The sequence below is a fragment of the Archangium sp. genome (assembly GCF_036277355.1).
In the GTDB taxonomy this organism is placed as follows: domain Bacteria; phylum Myxococcota; class Myxococcia; order Myxococcales; family Myxococcaceae; genus Archangium.
In genome coordinates, this window is sequence record NZ_DASUNC010000105.1 from 150,891 (window position 1) to 158,562 (window position 7,672).

Here is a 7,672-nt window from a genome sequence, read left to right on the forward strand (position 1 = left end):
CCCTCTCCCCCTGGGAGAGGGCCGGGGTGAGGGTCTTCGCTAGGTCCCCTCAATCTCCAGTCCCGGAGTCTCCGCGAGCATCTCCACGCGGTTGCCGCCCGCGGCCTGTGCGGACTCGAGCGAGCTCTGCGCCTGACGCACGAGGTCGGCGAAGGACACCTCGCGTCCGGGGGCGAGCGCGGACAGGCCCACGGACACGGTGGGGCGGATGACCTGGTCATCGAAGGCGAGGCTGGAGCGGGTGACGCGCTCGCAGACGCGGCGGGCCAGGGTGTGGGCCCCGGCGAGGTCCGTGTGCGGCAGCAGCAGCAGCACCCGGTCCGCCGAGTACTGCACCGGGTAGTCCGTGTCGCGCAGCGAGCGGCGGATGGCGAGCGCCAGTCCTCCATGGAGCTGCTCGCGCAACTCCCGGCCCGCGCGGACCGGGAGCGGATCGAACGCCACCAGCGCGAGCGCCAGGGGCAGGCCATGGCGGCGGGAGCGCTTCACCTCGACGAAGAGGAAGTCCTTGAAGTGGGCGAAGACGTAGAACTGGGTGAGCGGATCCAACAGCGGCTCGCCCGCGGCGCGCACCGGCTCGGCGGCGGGAGCGGAGCGAGCCTTGCGCGCCGGCGTCCCCTTCGAGAGCGTCCGCAGCTTCACCAGCTCGGGCAGGCGCACCCGGAGATCCTTCGCGGAGACGGGCAGCGGAAGGACGCCATCCGCGAAGCCGGCCTTGCCGGGCGTCTGCTGCGCGGCCAGCACCAGCGCCTGCGGCAACTGCGCCCGCACCACGCGAGCCACCCGCTCCGGCCGCTCCACCGAGGGCCCCAACACCACCAGCTGGGCCCGGCCCGGCGCCTCCTCCCACTCCGCCACGGCGGACACCTCGAGTCCCGCCTTCTCCAGACCGTCCTTCAGCTTGCGGCGTGCCGCCGCTCCCGGCTCGATGACGATGGCTCGTGTAATCTTCATGCGCACTTCTCCAGACCTCGAACCATACCCACCTACCCAAGACGCCTGCAAGGACTGCCTTCAAGGAGTCCGGAAGCCGAGCCGCTCCAGTCCGCGCCGGGCCACGTGCTGGACGTGGGAGTCCGGATCCTTCGCGAGGGCCTGGCTGAGCGCGGAGGCGGCGAAGGGGCCTCCGAGGAGGGCCAGCGTCTGGGCGGCGGCCACCCGCACCGAGGCGACGCTGTCCTCCTGGAGCGTCTGGGCGAGGGGCTTCACATGCTGGGGGCGGCCGATCCACTCCAGCGCGCGGGCGGCGGCCTCGCGCACCTGGGCGTGCGGGGAGCCGAGCAGGGTCACCGCGGTCTCCGCCCGAGCCGCCTGGCGCTGCTGGCCCACCACCTCGAGGGCGGCGGCCACCACCTCCGGCGCCGGGTCCTCGAGCGCGGCGGTGACGGCGGCATCCGCCTCGGGCGAGCGCGGCAGGGCGAGCGCCCGCACCGCCCCGGCCCGCACCGGGCCCTGCGGATCCTCCAGAAAGGGAGCCAGCAGTTGGAGGCGGCGCCTGGCACCGCCGTCGCAGTCGGCGAGCCGGGCCACCGCCTCGCCCCGCGTGTCGGCGGGAAGCCCGGTGTCGTGCGCCAGCTCCAGGAGGAACGGCTCACAGACCTTCTCGGTCGCCGCCACCTCCATCCAGGTCCGCCGGGTGTCCAGCGAACTCCCCTCCGCGCGGATCTTCCGGCCCGCGGTCTCCAGCAGCGGCAGGCCCTCGGCCTCGGCGAGCCCCCGCGCCGCCAGCCGGCGCACCTGGGCCTCGGAGTCCACCAGCGCGCGCTCCAGCTCGCGCTGTGCCAGGGGGCCGTAGCGCCGCAGCGACTGCACGGTGGCGCGCCGCTCGGCGATGTCGAGGGAGGCCAGCCCCTTCTGCAGCTTCTCCAGGTCCGCCGAGTAGACGGCGAACAGACGGTTGATGAGGGCCTGATCCGGCGGCTTCGCCTCCACCAGCAGCATCCGTCCCACCGAGGAGCCCTGCTTCTCGGCCACCGAGAGGAGCGCGGAGGCGGCGGCCGGGTCCCCCGCCTCGGGGCGCTGGGCCATGGACTCCAGCAGCACCCGGGCCGGTGGCCTGCCCAGGAAGGTGGCGAGGTGGGTGAGCGCCTCGCCCCGGAGCACGGCCTGCTCGGAGTACACCTCCACCTCCAGCGCCTCCCGGATGGCTTCCCGGCGGGCCCAGACGCGGGCGGCCGCCGCTCCCCCCCTGGCCCCCGCCTCCTTCAAGTAGGCGGCCGTGGACTTGCCGGCACTGGCGGCGGCTCGCGCGGCGGTGACACAGGCGAGCACCTCGTCCCTGGCCGGGGCCTCGGCCACCCAGTCCGCCAGGGTGCGTGGCTCGGTGTGTCCCCGGGCCTTCGCCTGGGCCCGCAGCACGGCCCAGCGCACCCGCCAGTCCGGATCCGTCAGGGCCGAGCGCAGCCCCTCCTGGGCGGGAAGCCCCCGGGTGCGTCCCAACTCCAGCACCCAGGCATCGGCCCGGCCGGTGGTGACGCACAGCTGGCAGACGCGGGCGCGGAGGGCCTGCTCCTGCACGTGCCGCTGGCAGGACGACCAGCAACCCAGGGCTCCCTGGCCGCCGTGCTGGCCAGCCGACAACAGCAGGACGAGGAACAGGACGGAACTCACGAGGGTCCACTTTACCCTACCCTGTGGATCCTTTTCTGCGGGTGTCCTTGCGTTTTCACGCCCGCTGCGTCATATCGGCGCCCCCTACAGTTCCAGGCACACGGAAGGAGGTGACAGTTATGCCCGGCATTCGAGTCAAGGATGGTGAGTCCATCGAGAGCGCCCTCAAGCGCTTCAAGAAGGCTACCGAGAAGGCTGGTATTCTCTCCGAGATCCGTAAGCGCGAGCACTACGAGAAGCCTTCCGTGAAGCGGAAGAAGAAGGCTCTCGCGGCCAAGAAGCGCGCGGTGAAGAAGGCGCGCAAGACGTACTAGCCGCCCTTTCGTGAGCCGGGGACGCGTCAGTCGAGCGCCCCGGCTTTCGTCCGTTCAGCACCCTTCCCACACATACCTGGAGCACTGCCATGGCCACCGTCAGGGAGCGCATCGACGCCGACCTCAAGGACGCGATGCGGTCGAAGAACGAGCTCAACACCAGCGTCCTTCGGATGCTCAAGAGCGCCATCAAGTACAAGGAAGTGGAGCCCGGCGCCACCGGCCCTCTCGACGAGGCCGCCATCCTTCAGGTGATCGGCACCCTCATCAAGCAGCGCCGCGACTCCGTCGAGCAGTTCAAGTCCGGAGGCCGCCCCGAGCTGGCCGAGAAGGAAGAGCAGGAGATCTCCGTCCTCCAGAACTACCTGCCCAAGCAGCTGTCCGCGGACGAGCTGCGCGCCGAGGTCCAGGCCGCCATCACCGAGGCCGGTGCCAAGAGCGCCAAGGACATGGGCGCGGTGATGAAGCTCCTCACCCCCAAGCTGCAGGGCCGCGCCGAGGGCCGCGCGATTTCCGAGGAAGTGAAGAACCAGCTGTCCAAGCTGTAGCAGTCCCGGCCTTCCGGCCTCGAACGGCACCGGGCGGGTTCTTCGAGAACTTGCCCGGCCGCTGATCGGCCATTAAGGGTATCCGGTCGCTTCCCGTCCACCCACCCGGACGGTTCCCGACGCGCCGAAATGCCCTTCCTTCTCCACATCGTCGACCCGAGCCGGACCTCCCTCGCCCATGTCAGGGGCCCGTCCCATACTCGTCCGCAGGGGCTGGTGTGCGGACCATGGCGGTCCGCTCGCGCCGGGCGGAGGGGGTGGGACACATGATCCCCGAGCACAAGATCCAGGAAGTCCTCGAGCGGGTGGACCTGGTGGGGCTCGTCTCGCGCTACGTGGAGCTCAAGAAGGCCGGGCGCGAGTTCAAGGGCCGCTGCCCCTTCCACCAGGAGAAGACGCCCTCCTTCTACGTCGTCCCCGAGAAGCGCTTCTATTTCTGCCACGGGTGCCGCGCGAGCGGTGACGCCGTGTCCTTCGTGCAGCGCTACCTGGGCAAGACGTTCCTGGACGCCGTGAGGGACCTGGCCCGCGAGGTGGGGGTGGACCTGGAGGCGGCGCAGGACCCCGGCGCCCGGGAGCGGCAGCAGCTCAAGGAGGCCACCGACCTGGCGGCCGAGCACTTCCGGGCGCTGCTGTGGGAGGAGGAGGGACGCCGGGCCCGGGCCTACCTCGCCAGCCGCGGCATCTCCGAGGAGACGGCGAAGGCCTTCGGGCTGGGCTGGGCCCCGGCGGCGTGGACGTCGCTGGCGGACCGGCTCACCAAGGCGGGGATGGTGGAATGGGGCCTCAACGCGGGCCTCGTCAACAGGCGGAACAAGGGGGACGGCTACTTCGACTTCTTCCGCAGCCGCCTCATCATCCCCATCCGCGCCCCCGAGGGCCGCCCCATCGCCTTCGGCGGCCGGCTGGTGGACGCGGAGGAGGGCCCCAAGTACCTCAACTCCCGCGAGTCCCGGCTCTACAACAAGAGCGAGACGCTCTTCGGCATGGACCAGGCGCGCGATGAGATCCGCCGCCGCAAGGCCGCCGTGCTGGTGGAGGGCTACTTCGACTGCATCGCCCTGCACCAGGAGGGGGTGAAGCACACGGTGGCGCTGTGCTCCACCGCGCTCACCCCGGGGCACCTCAAGGTGCTCGGCCGCGCCGAGGCCCGGGAGCTCTTCCTGCTGCTGGACGGAGACCAGGCGGGACTGGCCGCCGTGGAGCGCCTGGCCGGCCCCCTGCTCGCCGCGGGAGCGGCCGCCAAGGTGGCCCTGCTGCCCCAGGGCGATGACCCGGACACCTTCATCCGCCGCGAGGGCGCCGTGGGCCTGGAGCGGCTGCTCACCGAGGCCCGGCCCCTCACCAATCACGTCTTCCTCACCCTCCTGCCCCAGGGGAAGGAGGCCAGCTTCGAGGAGAAGATGGCCGCCCTGGAGCGCCTCAAGCCCGTGTCGGCGCAGCTGCCGGTGGGGCTGGTGCGCTCGGCCTTCTTCGGCGCCCTGAGCGCCTGGTGCGGCCTGCCCGCGGCCGAGCTGGAAGCCTCCCTGCGCAGCAAGGCACCGCCCCCCGCGGTGAAGCCCGCGCCCAAGCCCGGTCAGCCACCGGCCAGGGGAGCGGCGCCCCAGGCCCCGGCGCCCCGCCCGCCTCCGGTGAAGCCCCCGGACGCCCTGGAGGCGCTCTACGTGGCCGCCGTCCTGCGCGAGCCCCGGCTCGTGGTCCGCGACACCTTCCGCGTCCACGACGAGCTGTCCCACCCCGGCCTCCGGCTGGTGCTCGCCCACGCCACCTCGGGCCACGGCGCCGAGGACGCCCTCTTCGAGGCGCACGACACCCTCAAACGCGCCGTGGAGGCCGCCTCCCGCCAGCTCGCCGAGCAGCAGGGCTCCGCCCTGGAGCACTACTTCCTCCAGCTGTGCCGTGCCATCATGCTGCGCCGCATCAATCAGCAGCTGGACTACATCAAGCGCACCACCAGCCAGATGACCGGGGCCATCGACCTCTCGGAGGAGACGAAACAGCTCCTCTCCCAACGAATCGAGCTCCTTTCGCTCAAGAAACGCGTGGAAGAGGAAATCCGCCCGTCCCCCCCGGGAACAAAGGCCCCCATGCAACCGGTTTGAGTTCGCGTTTGTAAGAATCCTCTACTTTGCGATAGATCGGCCGGCTCGCTCCAGGCCAGGTCCCTGTTTTTCCAAGGAGAAGTACCCGAATGCCGACGCAGAAGCCCTCCTCGAAGGTGGCCGTCAAGCCCAAGAAGAAGGTGGCCCCGGAGATCCGCAAGAAGAAGAAGCCGGAGGACGCCTCGGCCAAGGGTACCGAGGGCGCTGAGGCCGCGCCCGCCCTCTCCGCGAAGAAGGCCGACAAGGCCGAGCGCAGCGAGAAGACCGCCGCCGCCGAGAAGGCCACCGAGACGCTCAAGAAGCGCAAGGCCGTCACCCAGGTGGACGACGGCGACGTCGACCCCGAGGAAGCCGCCGAAGAGGCCGCCGCCGCCGTCGAGGTGGATCCCGACGCCGTCGAGGACGAGGTGGATGAGGAGCCCATCGCCGATCGCAAGGAGGTCAAGGATCTCCTGGCCGCCGGTCGCGAGAAGGGCTTCCTCACCTACGACGAGGTCAACGACGCCCTGCCCGCGGACATCGTGTCGTCGGATCAGATCGACGACGTGATGAGCATGTTCGGCGACAACGACATCGAGATCGTCGACGCCCAGAAGGCCGCCCAGAGCACGGAGATCAAGCCCACGGTCGCGGTGGAGGAAGAGCGCGCCGAGGCCGACGAGGACGAGAAGGACGAGGACGACGAGCCGGGTGGCAAGTCCAACGACCCTGTCCGCCTCTACCTGCGCAAGATGGGCAGCGTGAGCCTCCTCACCCGCGAGGGCGAGGTGGAGATCGCCAAGCGGATTGAAGACGGCGAGAAGGAAGTGCTGCGGGCGCTGCTGGCCTGCCGCGTGGCCATGGTCGAGATCCTCGACATCGGCAACCGGCTGAAGAACGGCAAGCTGCGCGTGCGCGACGTCATCAAGGACGCGCCCGAGGAGGCCCAGGCCGAGGGTGAGGAGCCCGAGGTCGAGGCCGCCGAGGAGGGCGCCGAGGGTGAGGGCCAGCCGGCGCAGCTCGCGCAGAGCGAGCTGAACAAGATCGAGCAGATCAACAAGCAGATCGAGCGCATCCGCAAGTTCGCCAAGGACTGCGAGGCGCTCGATGCGGAGCTCTCCGGCAAGAAGAAGCTCACCGACGTCAAGAAGAAGGAGCTCAAGCAGGAGGTGAAGGATCTCCGGACCAAGATGATGGAGGTCCTGGAGGAGATGCGGCTGAACAAGAAGCAGGTGGACCGCATCGTCCTGAACCTCAAGGGGCTCATCGAGCGCGTGGAGAAGGCGGAGTCGGAGCTGCGCGAGCAGGAGCGCCGCTACGGCGTGCCGATGGACACGCTGCGCGAGCTGCTGCGCGAGGCCAAGGAAGACCCCGAGGCCATGAAGAAGGCGCAGCGCAAGCTGAACGCCACCACCGAGCAGATCGAGGCGCTCGAGCGCGACGTGCGCACGGCCACGCGCAACATCAAGCGGGTGGAGGAGGAGGCCAACCTCGAGGTGGAGGAGCTGCGGCGCAACTACGAGGCCATCCGCATGGGTGAGCGCCGCGCCGAGCGCGCCAAGACGGAGCTGGTCGAGGCCAACCTGCGTCTGGTGGTGTCCATCGCGAAGAAGTACACCAACCGCGGCCTGCAGTTCCTGGACCTGATCCAGGAGGGGAACATCGGCCTGATGAAGGCCGTCGACAAGTTCGAGTACAAGCGCGGCTACAAGTTCTCGACCTACGCGACGTGGTGGATCCGCCAGGCCATCACGCGGGCCATCGCCGACCAGGCCCGTACGATCCGCATCCCGGTCCACATGATCGAGACGATCAACAAGCTGATGCGCGTGCAGAAGCAACTCGTCCAGGAATACGGCCGCGAGCCCTCGCCGGAAGAAATCGCCGAGGAAATCCACCTTCCCGTTGAACGCGTCCGCGCCGTGCTCAAGATGGCCCAGCAGCCGATCTCCCTCCAATCGCCCGTGGGCGACAGCGACGACACCAATTTTGGCGATTTCATCGAGGACAAGTCCGCGGAAAATCCGTCGGACATGACCAGCTACAGCCTCCTGAAGGAAAAGCTCAACGATGTGCTGACCAGCCTCACCGAGCGCGAGCGCAAGGTACTCGAGCTGCG

General features: G+C 69.9%; 6 protein-coding genes. 4 read left to right on the forward strand and 2 right to left on the reverse strand.

Going from position 1 to position 7,672, the window contains the following annotated elements:
• Nucleotides 1-39: 39 nt before the first annotated feature.
• Nucleotides 40-954 (reverse strand): GGDEF domain-containing protein, encoded by a 915-nt coding sequence (locus VFZ09_RS27925; RefSeq protein WP_329730730.1) that lies wholly within the window; start codon nt 952-954, stop codon nt 40-42.
• Nucleotides 955-1,014: 60 nt separating this feature from the next.
• Nucleotides 1,015-2,610, reverse strand: a complete 1,596-nt coding sequence (locus VFZ09_RS27930) for a HEAT repeat domain-containing protein (protein ID WP_329730731.1) — start codon at nt 2,608-2,610, stop codon at nt 1,015-1,017.
• A 119-nt stretch (nt 2,611-2,729) separates the two neighbouring features.
• Here VFZ09_RS27930 and rpsU point away from each other — a divergent pair, with 119 nt between their 5' ends.
• The 4 genes from rpsU to rpoD all read left to right on the forward strand — a co-directional run.
• On the forward strand, nt 2,730-2,924 hold the full coding sequence (gene rpsU / locus VFZ09_RS27935) for a 30S ribosomal protein S21 (protein ID WP_002621505.1): 195 nt from the start codon (nt 2,730-2,732) through the stop codon (nt 2,922-2,924).
• A gap of 89 nt (nt 2,925-3,013) precedes the next feature.
• Nucleotides 3,014-3,472: a GatB/YqeY domain-containing protein gene (locus tag VFZ09_RS27940; RefSeq protein WP_329730732.1), complete on the forward strand. Its 459-nt coding sequence runs from the start codon at nt 3,014-3,016 to the stop codon at nt 3,470-3,472.
• 266 nt (nt 3,473-3,738) lie between these two features.
• On the forward strand, nt 3,739-5,574 hold the full coding sequence (gene dnaG / locus VFZ09_RS27945; RefSeq protein WP_329730733.1) for a DNA primase: 1,836 nt from the start codon (nt 3,739-3,741) through the stop codon (nt 5,572-5,574).
• A gap of 89 nt (nt 5,575-5,663) precedes the next feature.
• Nucleotides 5,664-7,672, forward strand: a 2,009-nt coding sequence (gene rpoD / locus VFZ09_RS27950) for an RNA polymerase sigma factor RpoD (RefSeq protein WP_329730734.1), incomplete at its 3' end; no start/stop codon positions are given.